The sequence below is a fragment of the Edwardsiella tarda ATCC 15947 = NBRC 105688 genome, from assembly GCF_003113495.2.
GTDB classification, from domain to species: domain Bacteria; phylum Pseudomonadota; class Gammaproteobacteria; order Enterobacterales; family Enterobacteriaceae; genus Edwardsiella; species Edwardsiella tarda.
In genome coordinates this window covers 516,851-532,519 of record NZ_CP084506.1, presented here as the reverse complement: position 1 = coordinate 532,519, position 15,669 = coordinate 516,851, and the positions used below count along the sequence as shown (strand labels likewise).

16 protein-coding genes are annotated in these 15,669 nt (G+C 58.3%); 7 read left to right on the top strand and 9 right to left on the bottom strand.

Annotated features, from left to right (window positions below):
- The first annotated feature begins 472 nt into the window (after nt 1-472).
- Nucleotides 473-1,027 (top strand): ribosome biogenesis factor YjgA, encoded by a 555-nt coding sequence (yjgA, locus tag DCL27_RS02490; RefSeq protein ID WP_005282196.1) that lies wholly within the window; start codon nt 473-475, stop codon nt 1,025-1,027.
- Between the two features lie 42 nt (nt 1,028-1,069).
- Here yjgA and DCL27_RS02485 read toward each other — a convergent pair whose 3' ends face one another.
- From DCL27_RS02485 to DCL27_RS02455, 7 genes are all read right to left on the bottom strand, one after another.
- Nucleotides 1,070-1,348 (bottom strand): barstar family protein, encoded by a 279-nt coding sequence (locus DCL27_RS02485; protein WP_005296307.1) that lies wholly within the window; start codon nt 1,346-1,348, stop codon nt 1,070-1,072.
- A 5-nt stretch (nt 1,349-1,353) separates the two neighbouring features.
- On the bottom strand, nt 1,354-1,803 hold the full coding sequence (locus DCL27_RS02480) for a ribonuclease domain-containing protein (RefSeq protein WP_035600438.1): 450 nt from the start codon (nt 1,801-1,803) through the stop codon (nt 1,354-1,356).
- 171 nt (nt 1,804-1,974) lie between these two features.
- Complete coding sequence (locus DCL27_RS02475) at nt 1,975-3,375, bottom strand: GH1 family beta-glucosidase (protein ID WP_035600435.1); 1,401 nt, start codon at nt 3,373-3,375, stop codon at nt 1,975-1,977.
- A gap of 668 nt (nt 3,376-4,043) precedes the next feature.
- Nucleotides 4,044-4,481, bottom strand: a complete 438-nt coding sequence (tnpA, locus tag DCL27_RS02470; protein ID WP_109610406.1) for an IS200/IS605 family transposase — start codon at nt 4,479-4,481, stop codon at nt 4,044-4,046.
- 169 nt (nt 4,482-4,650) lie between these two features.
- Nucleotides 4,651-5,952: a TRAP transporter large permease gene (locus DCL27_RS02465; RefSeq protein WP_005282210.1), complete on the bottom strand. Its 1,302-nt coding sequence runs from the start codon at nt 5,950-5,952 to the stop codon at nt 4,651-4,653.
- Nucleotides 5,952-6,455, bottom strand: coding sequence for a TRAP transporter small permease (locus DCL27_RS02460; RefSeq protein ID WP_035598937.1), 504 nt, complete (start codon nt 6,453-6,455; stop codon nt 5,952-5,954). The genes DCL27_RS02465 and DCL27_RS02460 overlap by 1 nt, the downstream gene beginning before the upstream one ends.
- Nucleotides 6,456-6,521: 66 nt before the next feature.
- Nucleotides 6,522-7,508, bottom strand: a complete 987-nt coding sequence (locus tag DCL27_RS02455) for a TRAP transporter substrate-binding protein (RefSeq protein ID WP_035598940.1) — start codon at nt 7,506-7,508, stop codon at nt 6,522-6,524.
- 371 nt (nt 7,509-7,879) lie between these two features.
- On the opposite strand from DCL27_RS02455, the gene DCL27_RS02450 reads away from it, so the two are divergent.
- The 6 genes from DCL27_RS02450 to pnuC all read left to right on the top strand — a co-directional run bounded on the left by DCL27_RS02450 (nt 7,880) and on the right by pnuC (nt 13,699).
- On the top strand, nt 7,880-8,800 hold the full coding sequence (locus DCL27_RS02450; RefSeq protein WP_005297531.1) for a LysR family transcriptional regulator: 921 nt from the start codon (nt 7,880-7,882) through the stop codon (nt 8,798-8,800).
- Nucleotides 8,801-8,925: 125 nt separating this feature from the next.
- The gene (locus DCL27_RS02445) at nt 8,926-10,041 is read left to right on the top strand and encodes an adenosine deaminase family protein (RefSeq protein ID WP_005297528.1); all 1,116 of its coding nucleotides are present in this window, start codon (nt 8,926-8,928) and stop codon (nt 10,039-10,041) included.
- 3 nt (nt 10,042-10,044) lie between these two features.
- Nucleotides 10,045-11,301, top strand: a complete 1,257-nt coding sequence (dcuC, locus tag DCL27_RS02440) for a C4-dicarboxylate transporter DcuC (RefSeq protein WP_005282227.1) — start codon at nt 10,045-10,047, stop codon at nt 11,299-11,301.
- Between the two features lie 183 nt (nt 11,302-11,484).
- Nucleotides 11,485-12,216 (top strand): Crp/Fnr family transcriptional regulator, encoded by a 732-nt coding sequence (locus DCL27_RS02435; RefSeq protein WP_005282230.1) that lies wholly within the window; start codon nt 11,485-11,487, stop codon nt 12,214-12,216.
- Nucleotides 12,217-12,224: 8 nt separating this feature from the next.
- On the top strand, nt 12,225-12,971 hold the full coding sequence (locus tag DCL27_RS02430; RefSeq protein WP_005282234.1) for a nucleoside phosphorylase: 747 nt from the start codon (nt 12,225-12,227) through the stop codon (nt 12,969-12,971).
- Between the two features lie 2 nt (nt 12,972-12,973).
- The gene (gene pnuC, locus DCL27_RS02425; protein ID WP_035594290.1) at nt 12,974-13,699 is read left to right on the top strand and encodes a nicotinamide riboside transporter PnuC; all 726 of its coding nucleotides are present in this window, start codon (nt 12,974-12,976) and stop codon (nt 13,697-13,699) included.
- 36 nt (nt 13,700-13,735) lie between these two features.
- Here pnuC and DCL27_RS02420 read toward each other — a convergent pair whose 3' ends face one another.
- Together DCL27_RS02420 and DCL27_RS02415 are read right to left on the bottom strand one after the other, a co-directional pair.
- Nucleotides 13,736-14,176, bottom strand: coding sequence for a GNAT family N-acetyltransferase (locus DCL27_RS02420; protein ID WP_005282240.1), 441 nt, complete (start codon nt 14,174-14,176; stop codon nt 13,736-13,738).
- A gap of 101 nt (nt 14,177-14,277) precedes the next feature.
- On the bottom strand, nt 14,278-15,531 hold the full coding sequence (locus DCL27_RS02415; RefSeq protein ID WP_005282243.1) for a nucleoside permease: 1,254 nt from the start codon (nt 15,529-15,531) through the stop codon (nt 14,278-14,280).
- Between the last annotated feature and the right edge of the window lie 138 nt (nt 15,532-15,669).

Here is a 15,669-nt window from a genome sequence, read left to right as displayed (position 1 = left end):
TAATCTTTTGAGTCAAAACCTATGACGGATTAATTTCCCCGCGCACACGCTGTGCCGCCGCAGCACTGTATGTTTTTCAGTCTAATGAAAAGTTTGAAAATACATAATGGGTCAATAATTATATATCAACTCGGCGTTAATGATTTGCCAATAAGAGAGAGTTAGACATTATTAATCAGAACATTAAATTTGATCTGAGGGCGACATTCCCCCCGCTTAGCCTGATTACAGACAAACCGTAAGGTCTATTTGACTACAGCCGCAGGCCATCCTCTTCTTCTATGCTTCCCCTCTCCTTCATCTCTCTGGCGGAACATTCCCTGCCGCAAGCACGGTGCTAGGTATATACTGCTGAACAGGCGCACAGCAACGAGGAAGGTGTAGCATCATGCCACGCCGATCCTCGCCGAGAATTGCGCGACACACGCAGCGACACCTGTTAGGATGTGCGCCATTTTTTAAGGAAACTGCCATGCATAAACATCCAGACGAAGAGTGGCTGGACGAGATCCCCGGCCAGGAAGAAAACGACGATGATGACGAGATCATCTGGGTCAGCAAAAGCGAAATCAAACGCGATGCCGAAGCCCTAAAGGACCTGGGCGCCGAACTGGTCGATCTCGGGAAAAATGCCTTGGATCGCATTCCGCTGGATGAAGATCTGCGCGCCGCGATCGAGCTGGCCCAACGCATCAAGAAAGAGGGGCGTCGTCGCCAACTACAGTTGATCGGCAAACTGCTGCGTCAACGCGACCCCGAACCGATTCAGACCGCGTTGGATAAGCTGAAGAACCGCCACAACCAGCAAGTCGCCCTGTTCCATAAACTGGAACAACTGCGCGACCGTTTGATTGACGACGGCGACCTGGCGATCACCGAGGTGATTAACCTCTATCCGCAGGCCGATCGCCAGCAACTACGCGCCTTGATCCGTAACGCGAAGAAGGAGCGTGAGGGAAACAAGCCACCGAAATCGGCACGCCAAATCTTCCAGTATCTGCGCGTTCTGGCCGAAGAGAACGAGTAATGATAGACACGCCCGCCGGCCAGTTGGTCGGCGGTAGCGTACTCAGGCCGCCTTATCGTAAGTATTAAAGCGTAACTCGCCCTCTAACTCCGCCTCCGCCGCCTCAAACAGCAGCACCAGCGCAGCAAAACGCCGCTTCTTGCCAGCATCGAAGTTGATAAAGTCGATCTCCAACGGCATCGCGATATCGCCAGTCACCACATCCCATAACGCGTCAAGATTGGCGCCGAACGCCGACGACAAGGCGAAGACATGCGAGAATTGGCGATAGAAGGCCGCTAAATCGGTTATCTGGTTAAAATCAAATTGGACTTTTTGCATAGCGATCACTCCATACGGATAAAGTGTCGATAGTGATCACGGGTGACATAGATCAGACCGTCATTGGAATATAACACGCGATCCGCCTGGCGGCGGCCACAGCGATAATTCACATCCGCCTCACGCCAGATGCGATCCGCCTGTTGGGGTAGACGCCCCTCACGGTTGGCGAAGCGATCGCCACCGATGGCGCGCCCAGGCAAGACCTGGCACAGGTTACCTTTAGCCGGATCCCAACCGGCGGCACGCGCCTGGCGCTTGGTAATATAGTAATCCGGTAGCTGCCGATGCGCCTGCAGATAGGCCACCACTCGCTCCTGACGCGTCAGTTGGCTGATCGAAGCCTGCGCCGCCGGATTATTCTGTGCCGCGCCGGGCCCCCACCACAGCGCACCCGCCGCCAATAGCGCCAAGGGCAGAAACAGGCCAACGAGACGCCTAAACCGTTTGTTCATCGTTATCGCTACATCACGCCTAACGGCGGTAATCGTTCGCCAATTATCCGCCAGACAGCCGCCTCATGGCGGCACCCTGCCTTCATCATAAACGCTGACGCGGGAAAAACCAGCCATATGGCGAAGATAAGCAGGCGGCGGGCCGTCAGCCAGACCGCCCAGCAGAGCGAATTAGCGCTCGGCGCCGTTGCTGCGAATCACTTGCTGATACCAGTAAAAGCTACGCTTCTTACGCCGGGCCAGATCCTGCTGACGATCGACATAGACGAAGCCATACTGCTTCTGATAGCCATTCAGCCATGAGAGCAGATCGATAAACGACCAGGGATAGTAGCCACGAACATCAGCCCCCTCGGCGATGGCCTGCTCCAACGCCGCGATATGGTCGCGTAAATAGTCGATACGCGCCTGATCGGCGATCTCACCCGCGACGATCGGATCCTTGGCGCCGAGGCCATTTTCGGTGATGTAGATAGGGATCTCGCCATAACGCCGACGAATACGGGCGATCGCCTCCGTCAGCCCCTGCGGATAGATCTCCCAATCCCAATCGGAATAAACGCCGTCAGGATTACGCACGATCTTAAATAATCCCTTAAAGCCCATTCCCCCGCTGCTCCCCTTCTCACCGCTGGTATTGAGATCGAAGCCTTGAATCTCCTCGTTAGCGGCGATCATCTCGCGTTTGTAGTAGTTCAGCCCGATAAAATCGACGATATTCTCCCGTAGCAGCTCGGCATCGCCTGGCGCGAACTGTGGCACGCCGAAAGCCTGCTGAGCCATCGCCAACAGCTCCACCGGGTACTCCCCCTTCAGCACCGGATCGAACAGCCAGTGGGTGTAGATCCCCTCGGCCAACGCACAGGCACGCAAATCCTCTGGCCGTTGGCTGATGGGATCGTTGGGTTGCATCACATTGACGAAGCCGATCTGGCCGGCTACCTCCAACTCGCGGAAGCTTTTCACCGCTCGCGCGTTGGCCAGGAACACATGATGGCACGCCTGAATAGCGGTTTTAGTCTCTTTCAGCGCGGGAGGATGCTGACCGGTAACGTAGCCCATACCGATAAAGACGATGGTCTCGTTAAAGGTCGACCAGAGATCGACGCGATCGCCGAAGCGGGCATAACACAGACGCGCATACTCGTCGAAGGCATCGACAATGCGCCGATCCGCCCAACCACCGAAGCGATCCTGTAGCGCCTGCGGTAGATCCCAGTGGTACAGGGTGATCATCGGCCGGATGTTATGTTGCAACAGCGTATCGATCAGCTGGTTGTAGAAGGCGACACCCGCCTCGTTGACGCGTCCGGTTCCCTCCGGCAGCAGGCGCGGCCAAGAGAGGGAGAAGCGGTATGAAGTCATTCCCAGCTCGGCCATCAACGCCACATCCTCTCGAAAACGATGATAGTGATCGGCGGCCACATCCCCATTGCTCCCCTGATAGGTCGTTCCGGGTTGATGAGCATAGACATCCCATATCGAAAGCCCCTTGCCATCAACATCGTGTGCCCCCTCCACCTGGTAAGCCGCCGTCGCCGCCCCCCATAAGAAATCTGCTGGAAATCCCATCGCCACTCTCCCTTCGCTACTACGCTCCACACGCCGCCAAACGGCGCACCATAGCGTCAGTATACGCGCTGCGAAAAAATAACTGCAACCGGTTTCTGAAACCGGTTTCTATCATAAGGGAGAGTTCAGCCGAGTGGCGATATATCGGGCCGATCGATAGCCTAACGCGCGAAAAGCAGAGGCAGAGGCAGAGGCAGAGGCAGAGGCAGAGGCAGAGGCAGAGGCAGAGGCAGAGGCAGAGGCAGAGGCAGAGGCAGAGGCAGAGGCAGAGGCAGAGGCAGAGGCAACGTCGCACATCACCGTGGGGAAAAAAGCGAAAGCAGAGGGGGAGAGCCGCTCTGCTTTCTGGCCCCAATCTGTCAGAATCGGGAAGCACACAGTGAGATTTTAGCCGAACCTCACCGGCCAAATAATTATCTCACAGACGCCAGACGATGCAATTCACCGTACGAAGAAATCTACTTTTTGTGAGCTATCAGGGAGTAACGCTCTGCTATACCGAATTGAGTCGCCGGTTTTACTGAATCCTCTGCTAGCGCGCCAGGTTACAGGCCCCAGCGAGATGATCCCTCACCTCGCCCGAGGCGCAAATAACGGGGCGCAGTAAAAATCCACCTCTTGAAGAGGTGGCTTTAAATGGGGCCCCCTAAAAGGGGGCCTTGTTCGTTTTAATCCTGTAATAACGCCATTTGCTGCTCGTATTCTTGATCTTTCTTATCCTGATGCCTCACGTAGCGTCTGATAATTTCTTCGTTCACTCCAACTGTGTCTGCAAAGTATCCCCTCGCCCAAAAATGATTACCCCACAGCTTCTTTCGTATATGCGGAAACTTGTTGTAGAGACGAATAGCTGTGCGCCCTTTCAGGACGCCCATCAGCGTTGAGATCGAGAGTTTCGGTGGGATCATCACGACAAGATGAACATGGTCTGTCTGAACATTCAATTCAAGTACCTCACAATCTTTCATATTGCAAAGTATATAAACTGAGCGATAAAGCTCTTTACCTACCGTCCCTGTTAAAACCTTGTAGCGATACTTTGGCGTCCACACCAAGTGATATTTGCAACGCCAGAATACATGTGCTGAACTTCTATAACTGCTCATGTCAGTGATTTCCTTCTTACTTGTGGTGAGTAAGCTGGAATTTTCTGGCATGGGCTTCCTTCAGGCTATAGCCTCACAGGGACAATCACCACCTCCCGAGGAGGTGGTTTAAAGCTGACAATAAAAAAGGCAGAGCCATGCTCTGCCTTATGTTGGTACTCTGTCTGGCTTACATCAGACCAAACAGGCGCGGTACGAACAGCGAAATCTGCGGGATGTAGGTGATCAGCATCAGTGAGGCAATCAACGCCAGGTAGAAGGGCAGCAACGGCTTGATCAGTTGCTGGATCTTCACCCCAGAGATGGAGCAGCCGACGAACAGGGCACTCCCCACTGGCGGCGTCAGCAGACCGATACACAGGTTAGCCACCATCATGATGCCGAAGTGGACCGGATCCATCCCCAACTCCTGCGCGATGGGCAGGAAGATCGGTGTGAAGATCAGCACCGCCGGCGTCATATCCATGAAGATACCGACGATCAGCAACACGATGTTGATCAGCAACAGGATGATAAGCGGATTCTCGGAGATCCCCATCAACGCATCGCTGATCATGTAGGGGATATCGGCGTTGGTCATCGCCCAGGACATACCGACGGAGAAACCGATCAGCAGCAACACGATCGACGTCGTCACCACCGACTCCAGGATCAGCTTCGGCAGATCGCGCCACTTCACCTCACGATAGATCAGCACCGACAACACGAAGGTGTACACCACGGCGATCGCCGAAGCCTCGGTCGCGGTAAACACCCCACCCAGGATGCCGCCCATCACGATAAACACCAACAGCAGACTCGGCCAGGCGTCCCAGAAGGCCTTCCCCGCCTGACGCAGCGTCGGGCGCGCGCTAACCGGATAGTTACGCGACTTGGCGATAAAGGCGCACACCACCATGATCGACAGCCCCATCAGGATCCCCGGCAGATACCCCGCCAGGAACAGCGAGGCCACGGAGACACCACCGGCCGTCAGAGAGAAGACGATCAATACGTTAGAGGGCGGAATCAACAGACCGGTGATACAGGAGGAGACGTTCACCGCCGTGGAGAAGGCCGGATCATAGCCTTCCCGCGTCTGGATCGGATGCAGGGTGCCCCCCACCGCCGCCGCCGCCGCCACGGCGGAGCCAGAGATGGAGCCAAACATCATGTTCGCCAGCACGTTAACATGCCCCAAGGAGCCTGGCACACGCCCGACCATCACCTGAGCCAAGTTGATCAAACGGATGGCGATACCGCCGCTATTCATCAGCGTACCGGCAAAGATAAAGAATGGGATCGCCAGCAACGCAAAGTTATCCAACCCATTGGCCAGGCGCTGTGCCACGGTGATGGTGGCGATCTCCCAAGGGAACATCAGCAACATCGAGGCGAAGGTGGCGATACCAATAGAGAAAGAGATCGGGACGCCGACAAACACCAGGAAGAAGAAGCTACCGAACAGGGTCAAGGCAATATAGCTATCCATCAGTGACTCACTCCTTGCTGGCCGGTCAGTTTCTTGATGCCATGGGCGACGAAATAGAGGTTATAAAAGATGATGATGGCGCCGCTCAGCGGCAGAATGAAGTAGACGTACCCCATCGGGATCTGCATCGCCGCCGACAGCTGCGCCGTCGCCAGCGTCTTGTCGATCAACATCCGCCCACCGACGATCATGACCAGGAAGGAGAACACCATCACCAGCAGATTCACCAACACGCTCAGCATGGCCTGAGTGCGGGCTCGAACCGACATGGCCAGCAGATCGATGGACAGGTGGCGCTGCGCGCCCACGGTGTAGGCGGCACCCAGCAGGCCAACCCAAATCATCAGAAAACGCGCCAGCTCATCGGTCAGGGTACTGGGCTGACTAAGCACATAACGGCTGAATACCTGCCAGACGACACAGGCCACCAACGCCACCATCACCACCACCGCAAACGAGGCGATGCAGCGGTCGACGATTTTTTTGATCCGATCGAGAATCATACGGTCTATCCAAATAGCGGGATGAAACGGCGCGGACAACGGATGTGCCCGCGCATAACGGCCTGATTACTGCGCGGCGGCTTCGAACTTGTCCAACAGGGCAGCCTGCTTCGGATCCTTACGGAACTCGTCATACAGCGGCTGAACGGCGGCACGGAACGGGGCCTTATCGACGCTAACAATGCTGGCGCCCATCGCTTTCGCCTGAGCACGAGATTCGGCATCGACCTGATCCCACAGCTTCTGCTGATACACTTCGGAGTCACGCGCGGCCTTGGTCAGGATCGCCTGCTGCTCCGGCGTCAACTTCTCCCAGGTCTTGGTGGCGATAACCAGGTAATCCGGAATCGAGGCATGTTCGTCTTCAGAGAGGACGTTAGCGATTTCGATATGGCGGGTCTGTACCCAGGACGGTACGTTATTCTCGGCGCCATCCACCACACCCTGCTGCATCGCGGTGTATACCTCGCCGAAGGAGATCGGCGTCGGTGAGCCACCCATCAGCTCGATCATCTTGATGGTGGTCGGGCTGGCCTGGACGCGGATCTTCATCCCCTTCAGATCGGCCGGTGAGGTGATCGGCTTCTTGGCGTAGAAGCTACGCGTACCGGCGACATAGGCGGCCATAGAGAAGAAGCCCTTATCCTTGGTCGAGTCCATGATCTCTTTGCCGACCGGACCGTAAACGACGTTATTAAAGTGCTGCTGATCCTTAAACAGGTACGGCATATTATAAATGGCATACACGTTATCGAAGGATTCCAGATCGCTGGCGGAGCCTTTCGTCATATCCAGCGCCCCGTTCTGCAACAGTTCTAAGGTCTCACGCGCGCTCCCCATCTGGCTGCTGGGGTAGATGCGAATACGCATGGTGCCGTTAGAAAGTTGTTGTACCTCTTTCGCCATCTGCTCGAAGGCCTGATGTACCACGTGGCTGCGCTCCAGATTATGCGCCAGCTTCAACGTCACCTTCTCAGCCGCCTGCACGCCACCCGCGATCAGAGAAAGCACCGCTGCACAGAGGATATGACGGGAAAAAGTTTTCAGTTTCATATAGCAAGGCTCCCTGATATTGGTTGAATATGTGTTACTTTTGGTCTGGACAAATAAGTAATTGCATTAATTTCTGTATGACATCTTATTTTAGCTATCGGATAAGTAGGCAGTGCATGCCTCACATTTCCGTTAATTCATTTACCAGAGATACAATTCTGCGCTTGTGATCACCAAATAGTTCGCATTGAACAGCTTAATTACATCGTAAATACCGATGTGTTTATGTCGGTATTCATCTCGCGAATTATTTTTCCCCAACGCATCTCGTCGAGAACGGGTTAGAATCGGTACGGCGGGGTTGTCATACCACCTGCCCGACAGGCAGGATAGCGCGACGAGAGACGAGGTTAACGAGGGGGGAGAGCGCAATGGAGATGGGGTGGCTGGAAGACTTTCTGGCACTGGCGGAGTTGCGTAATTTTTCCCGCGCCGCCGCCAGCCGTCATATTACGCAGCCCGCCTTCGGGCGCCATATCCGGGCATTGGAAGAGAGCGTGGGGCAACAATTGGTCGATCGCAGCACCACCCCCGTCACGCTGACACCGGCCGGCTATCAGTTCCGCTTACTGGCCCACGCCATGGTGACCCAATGGCGCGAGGGGTTAAATAGTCTGCAGGGACGCCCGCCGGTTCTGCTCCATCCGATACGCTTCAGCGCCCCACACTCCCTCTCTTCGCCCTTTCTACTCGATCTGGTGGCGGCGGTCGGCGCCGACGAGGCCACCCCCTTGCCTTTCGCCGTCGACATCCTGCGTGTCGACTTCGCCGTCGAGGCCTTGATCGAAGGTGCCAGCGACTTCCTTCTGGGCTTCGACAGCCACGCCCTGTTACAGCCCCCTTTCGACAATCTACTACTCGGCCACGGCGCGATGTTGCTGGTCGGCGCCCCCGGCCCCGACGGCAGAGTACGCTTTACGCCGGGCGAACAAGCGGTGCCGGTGCTACGCTACACGCCAGACTCCTACAGCGCGCGCATGGTCGAACGGCTAATGCCACAGCATCCGTTTGCGGCTCAACCGGTGTTCGAGGCCTCACTGTGTGACCTACACCGCCAGATGGCGCTACGCGGCCACGGGCTGACCTGGCTGGCCGACTGCCAGATCCACGCGGAGCTGGCCGAGGGCCGCCTGGTGGCGGTGGATCGCCAACGCTGGTGCGTGCCCTACCAGATCCGCCTGTACCGTAACCGCGCTCGTCTGCACCAACGCGCCGAGGCCTTCTGGCAACGCCTGGCGGCGCGCATCGCCGCCGGTGAGCGTTTCTGGCCGCCACGCGACGAACCGGCCTAAGCACCGCGTGGCGCCGAGCCAAGCATCATGCCGAATCGGCCTGGCCCATGCCGGAATAGCATTTCCCTGGCATGGCCGGCTCCCCTAAGATGCGCCTTTTCTCCCCGCTGTCACGAGAGACGGTCATGCCTGCGACGCAAACGATTACCTGGACTGAGTTCCTGACGCAATTTCCCAAGGTCGATCTGCACTATCACCTGCTGGGTGGGGTGCGCCTCACGACCATGCGTGACCTGGCGCGGCGCGCCGGTGTGGCGCTGAGTGAGCAAGAGGCCAAGAGTTTCTACCGCCGCTATCAGGCGGAGACCGGCCAGGCCAAAGGCGGCATCGCCGCGCTCAACTTCCTCTACCCGCTATTGCGCAGTCCGCAAGACTACTACCGGGTGATGCTGGAGGTCGCCGAAGACGCCGCCGCCACCGGGGTTCGCCACCTGGAGCTCTTCTGGAATCCCTCGGATACCCCGCTGCCTTATGACGAGGTCACCGCCGCCCTGGCGCAGGGGTTGGCCGACGCCGCTCGCCGCTGGGAGATCCACGCACTGTTCCTGCCGGCGATCAATCGCGAGAAGAGCCCCGAAGAGGCCGTGCGCATGGTGGAGACCGTATTGGCCCATCCCCATCCGCTGGTGGCCGGGATCGGCATCGACTACCGTGAACACGACGCGCCGATCGAGCACTTCTGGAAAGCCTACCGTCTCGCGCAACACGGCGGTCTGCGCCTGACCGGCCACTGTAGCGAGTTCGGCCTACACTGGCGCAACGTGGAGAGTGGCCTGGATCTGCTCCAGCTGGAACGCATCGACCACGGCTATAGCATCATCGACAACCCCGCACTGCTGGCGCGCTACGCCCGTGCCGGCATCCCCTTTACCGTGGTGCCGAGCAATACCTATTTCCTCAAGTGCTGGCCCGATCACGACGACTGGCGACGTCATCACCCGATCCGCCGCATGGCGCAGGCCGGCCTCACCCTGATCCCGGCGACCGACGACTGGCATATGCACGACACCAACGGCGCCGAATGTTACCGGGTGATGGTGGAGGAGTTTGGCTTCGATCTCGATGGTGTGCGCCACCTGCTGGCCAACGGTATCGATGCCTGCTGGCAACCGGAGGCGCTCAAGACGCGCTGGCGCGCGCAGTGGCTGGCGGAGTTTGATGCGTTGCGCGCCCGCCTGGAGCGAGAGCCCAGCCCCGAGGCGGGACACCACCTTATCTACCAACCTCATCATGGGGAGTAAGTCATGTTAATTCTTGTCGGCATCGCGATCCTGATCGTGACGATCATCCTGCTGATCAAGCGCCAGGATACCCGTACCGTCCTGCTGTTCTCCGGCCTGTTGATGTGCCTACTGGCCGCCGATCCGATGGCGGCGATGAACAGCTTCGCCCAGAAGATGGTGTCCGAAGGGCTGATCCAGGCGATCCTCTCCGCCATCGGCTTCGCCACCGTGATGAAGTTTACCGGCTGCGATCGCCATCTGGTGCGTCTACTGAGTGTTCCGCTACGCCGTGTAGGGCTGCTGCTGATCCCCGGCACCATCCTGCTGACCACCTTCGTCCAGCTGGCGCTGCCTAGTGCGGCCGGAGCGGCGGCGGCGGCCGGTATCACCATGATCCCGCTACAACTGGCGGCGGGCATCCACCCGGTGATGGCCGGGGCCTCGGTCTTGGCCGGAACCTTCGGCGCCAGCCTGCTGAACCCCGGTAGCCCCCATATGGCGTTAGTCGCCAAGATCGTCGGTGGCGACGTGATGACCATCATCGCCTCACGCGCCATGACCGTGGTGTGGTTGGGGCTGCTGATCATGGTCGGCATGACCCTGACCGCCCTGTTACGTCGCGAACACAAGGGCTACCACTCGACGCTGGAGAGCGACATCCAGGCCGACCACCAGCCGATCAACCTACTGGCCGCGCTGATGCCGCTGCTGCCCGTCACCCTGCTGATGCTCGGTGCCTTCGGCGGCGTCGCCTGGCTGAAGATGGGGGTACCGCAGGCGGTGATGTGGGGCATCCTCGCCACCCTGCTGGTCACCCGGACCCATCCCGGCAAGGCGATCCCGGCCTTCTTCGACGGTATGGGCAAGGCTTACAGCGACGTATTCGGCATCATCATCTGCGCCGGGGTCTTTGTCGCCGGCCTCAACGCCATTGGCCTGATCGAGGCGGCCAAGACCCTACTGATCGACTACCCGCAGGCCGCCCGTTTCGGCGGCACCATCGGCCCCTTCCTGATGGCCATCGTGATCGGCTCCGGTGATGCGGCGGCCTATGCCTTCAACGAGGCGATCACCCCCCATGCCGCCGCCTTTGGCATGGATGGCACTAATCTGGGTACCGCCGCCGCCTTCGCCAGCTACCTGGGGCGCACCGCCTCGCCACTCTCCGCCGCGGCCATCGTGGTCGCCGGCATGGTCGGTGTCTCGCCCCTCGATCTGGTCAAACGTACCGCTCCCGTCATGTTGGTCGGGCTGCTATTACTGATCGCCCTGATCTAACCCGCGCTCCACACTGGCGATGGGTGAAAGCCGATCGCCATCACACATTACTCTCCCTTTCTCTCCGCCCGAGACATTTGTCCCGGGCGGATGTGTAATATCAGAACCCATCGACACTTTTTCTCCCGCTATCATGGTGAGTGCGGACGGGCGTCCTGTCCGTGAATTGAAGGAAAACCTATAGTGTTCAAAGTCAAACACACTCTGCAGAACGAGACCTGGTTAAGCCTCGTCGAGCTCGTCACCCGCAACGCCGTCTTATACGAGTGGGTAAAAAATTGTCCGCTGAGTGTCATGCGCAGCTGGATTGGACAAACCGTCGCTCCCGGCGAACTAATCTGCCGCCAAGGAGACACCTGCCAACACTTTTGGCTAATACTTCAGGGAGAAGCAGACATTTTCTTTGAGGCCGAGGACGGACGCCGTTATCGGCAAGCACGCTACCACCAGGGAGACATCTTGGGGGAGTTGGAAATATTTGAACAACGCCCCTATATTTGCTCGGTCGAAGCCACCCGTGAGACGCAGCTGTTACGACTCAACCGGGAAGACTTCCACCGTTGGCTGGCGCTGGATAACCATTTTAATCAACGCATATTGCGCACCAGCAGCCAGCAGTATTACCACTTGTCCGCCAAGGCGGGCGCCGACAGCCTGTATACCCTGCAACAACGGGTTGCGCTGGCGTTGTGGCAACGTTTTAACCAACAGGGGCACGATCGCATCACGCTGGACAAGCAGCAACTCAGCCTCGAGTTCGCCGCCGCCATGCGTAGCATCAATCGCATCCTGTTTACGCTGAAGGAACAGCAGATCATCGCCGTCGAAGGCGAGAGCATTATCCTGCTAGACGCGGCGCGTCTACAGCGTGAGGCTGGCCTGCCAGGTGCAGCGGCCTATCATCCAGAGTCATAAGGAACCCGATGGAACTACAACCGCATATTCGCCTGAGCCGGGCCATGACCCAGGCGCGTTACGCCTTATTGCCCGGCGATCCGCAACGCGTAGAACATGTCGCCCGCTTCCTGGATGACGTCGAGCCATTGGGGCAAAACCGCGAATACCGCGCCCTACGCGGCTATTTCCACGGTATTGAGATCCTCGTGCTCTCCACCGGTATCGGCGGCCCCTCCACCGCCATCGCCGTCGAGGAGTTGCGGCGTATCGGCGTCGATACCCTGATCCGCATCGGGAGTTGCGGCGCCCTGCAAGACGCCATGGCGCTGGGGGATCTGGTGATCGCCAACGCCGCCGTACGCGACGAGGGCACCAGCCACGCCTATGCCCCCGCCGCCTATCCGGCCTGCGCCGATCAGGGGCTCGTCGAGTTACTACGACGCGAAGCCGCGCGCCTAGGCTACCCGGCACACTGCGGCTACGTACGCAGTCACGACAGCTTCTATACCGATCGCGAGATGCAGTTGGATGCCGAATGGTCGGCGCGCGGCATCCTGGCCGCCGACATGGAGACGGCCCCGTTGATGGTCGTTGGCGCGCTACGCGGCCTACGTACCGCCTCCATCCTCAACGTCGTGGTGACCCACAACGCCGAGCTGGAGCAAGGCATCAACGATTATCAGCAGCAGGAAGCCTGTAGCCTGCGCGGCGAGGCGCGGGAGATCGAACTCGCCCTGCACGCCATCCGTCTGGATCATAACAAGGAGAATTGATGATGGATTTCTTTAGCATTAACAATGTGATGGTTAACATTCCACTCGGCGAGGGTGGCTATGCTCTCTCTTGGATCGAGGCGATCGGTACCCTGTTCGGCCTGCTGTGCATCTGGTTCGCCAGCAAGGAGAAGATCATCAACTATCTGTTCGGGCTGATTAACGTCACCCTGTTCGCCGCCATCTTCTTCCAGATCCAGCTGTATGCCAGCCTGTTGCTGCAGGTGTTCTTCTTCGCCGCCAATATTTATGGCTGGTATGCCTGGAGCCGCCAGAATGCCGATAACGAGGCCGCGCTTAAGGTTCGCTGGCTGTCGCGTGGTAAGGCGCTGACCCTGACGCTGGTCTGCCTGGTCGCCATCGCCCTGATGACGCGCTTCATCGACCCGGTATTCGCCGTGCTCACCCGCATCGCCATCGATCTGCTGCAAGGCATGGGTGCCAACGTGGTAATGCCGGAGCTGCAGCCGGATGCCTTCCCGCTCTGGGACTCCACCATGCTGGTCCTCTCCATCGCCGCGATGGTGCTGATGACCCGCAAGTATGTCGAAAACTGGCTGCTGTGGGTGGTGATCGACGTCATCAGCGTGGTGATCTACGCGATCCAAGGCGTCTACGCCATGTCGCTGGAGTACATCCTGTTGACGGCCATCGCCGTGATGGGCTCCTACACCTGGATCCACAGCGCGCGCCGCCACGGATCCCGCCCGCTGGCTAGCCTGGCCTAACCCCTCTGACACGCCGCGCCCGGTGCGCGGCGTGCTTCACGCGAGCGGCAAGCGGTAACGCACCCGCCGCGCTCCCGGCGTAAAACCCAACGCCTGATGCATCTGCTGCTGTCCCCGATCGTCTAAGCTGACCTCCGACACCAGCTCGTCACAGCCATGTTGCCGCCCCCAGGCGCAGGCCACCGCTACCAGCTCGGTCGCGACCCCCTGTAAACGCCGCTCCGGCAGGACAAACAGGCAGCCTAAACGCAACTGGGCCGGTGCCTGACGATGCAGCGTATCCGCTTGCAATGCCAGCTCGATAAATCCCAGCCCCTCCCCCTGCTGACCTAATGCCAGAAACGCCATAAAGGGCTCGGCATCCAGCAAGGCACACCCTTCGAGCCACTGCTGGCTCAACGGCGTCTGTGGTGCTAACTGGGCGCGCAGCCCCACCCACAGACGCATCATGGTCTCATCCAACGGTACAATCGTCATCGCTCCTCCGCAGAATTCGGCTCACCCTAACGCAGCCAAGCGTAGCCCAATCCCAGCGTGGCGACGGACAGTGAATGCGCCGCCGCCTCGGTGCGTCCTTGTCAGGCGTCCGACGGCACCCCCGCTGGCCGCTGATGATGGTAACGGAACAGGAAGGAGAAAATGATGGCCAACAACACCGAGTAGGCGGCAAAGATCAGCCATACCATCCGCCAATCGGTGGCGCCGTCAGCGTGACTATACAGCTCAACCACCTTGCCGCTGACCAGTCCACCCAAGATCGCCCCTAATCCACTGGACATCATCAGGAACATGCCCTGCGCACTGGCGCGGATGGCCGGCTTCACCTCTTGATCGACAAACACCGAGCCGGAGATGTTGAAGAAGTCGAAGGCACAGCCATAGACGATCATCGACAGCGCCAACAGCACGGTACCGAACGGCGACGGATCGCCATAGGCAAACAGGCCGAAACGCAGCATCCAAGCCACCATGCTCATCAGCATCACATTCTTGATGCCATAACGGCTCAGGAAGAACGGGATGGTCAGGATAAACACCGTCTCAGAGATCTGCGAGAGCGACAACAGCACCGAGGCATGCTCGACGATAAAGCTGCCGCTAAATACCGGGTTCTGATCGAAGCTATGCAGGAATGGGTTGCCGAACATGTTGGTGATCTGCAACTCGGCGCCCAGCAACATGGCAAAGATGAAGAAGACCGCCATACGCGTATTCTTAAACAGGCTGAAGGCGTCTAACCCCAGCATCGCCACCCACCCTTGCTGTGCTTGACGGTGGGCCACCGGGATCGTCGGCAGCGTCAGCGCGAATAGGCTCAGCAGCAACGAGACCAGCGCACCGATATACAGTTGCATATGGCTCAACTCAAAGCCGGCGAAACTGACGCCCCACATCGCCAAGATGAAACCGATGGTGCCCCAGATACGGATCGGCGGGAACTCACGCACAATATCCCTACCGGCACTCTGCAAGCGATAATAGGAGATGCTATTCGCCAGCCCCAGTGTCGGCATATAGGCCAGCGAGTTCAGCAAGATAATCACGAACATGGCCCCGGGCGTCGTCACCTGCGCGGCCAGAAACAGGGTAATGGCATTCACCAGGTGACAGAGGGCATACACCCACTTGGCGCTGATCCACTTGTCCGCCACGATTCCTAACAGCGCCGGCATAAATAGCGCGGCGATACCTTGTGAACTGTAAATTGCCCCAATCGCCGTCCCGTCAAACTTCAGCGTAGCGAACATGTAAGAGCCGAGGGTGGTCAACCAGCATCCCCATAGCCCGAATTGCAAGAACGACAGGATTTTTAACTGCAGCGTCAGATTCATGTTAGTTCCCTCACAGATAGCCGTCCCGATAGATGAAATAGCGTGTGCGATGCTGCTTGCGTGCGCCTCACCTTATCACTGCGTGACACAGCCAGAGTGTTAGCAAGCTCGAAAAACACGGGGGCGACGGCGAGAAGA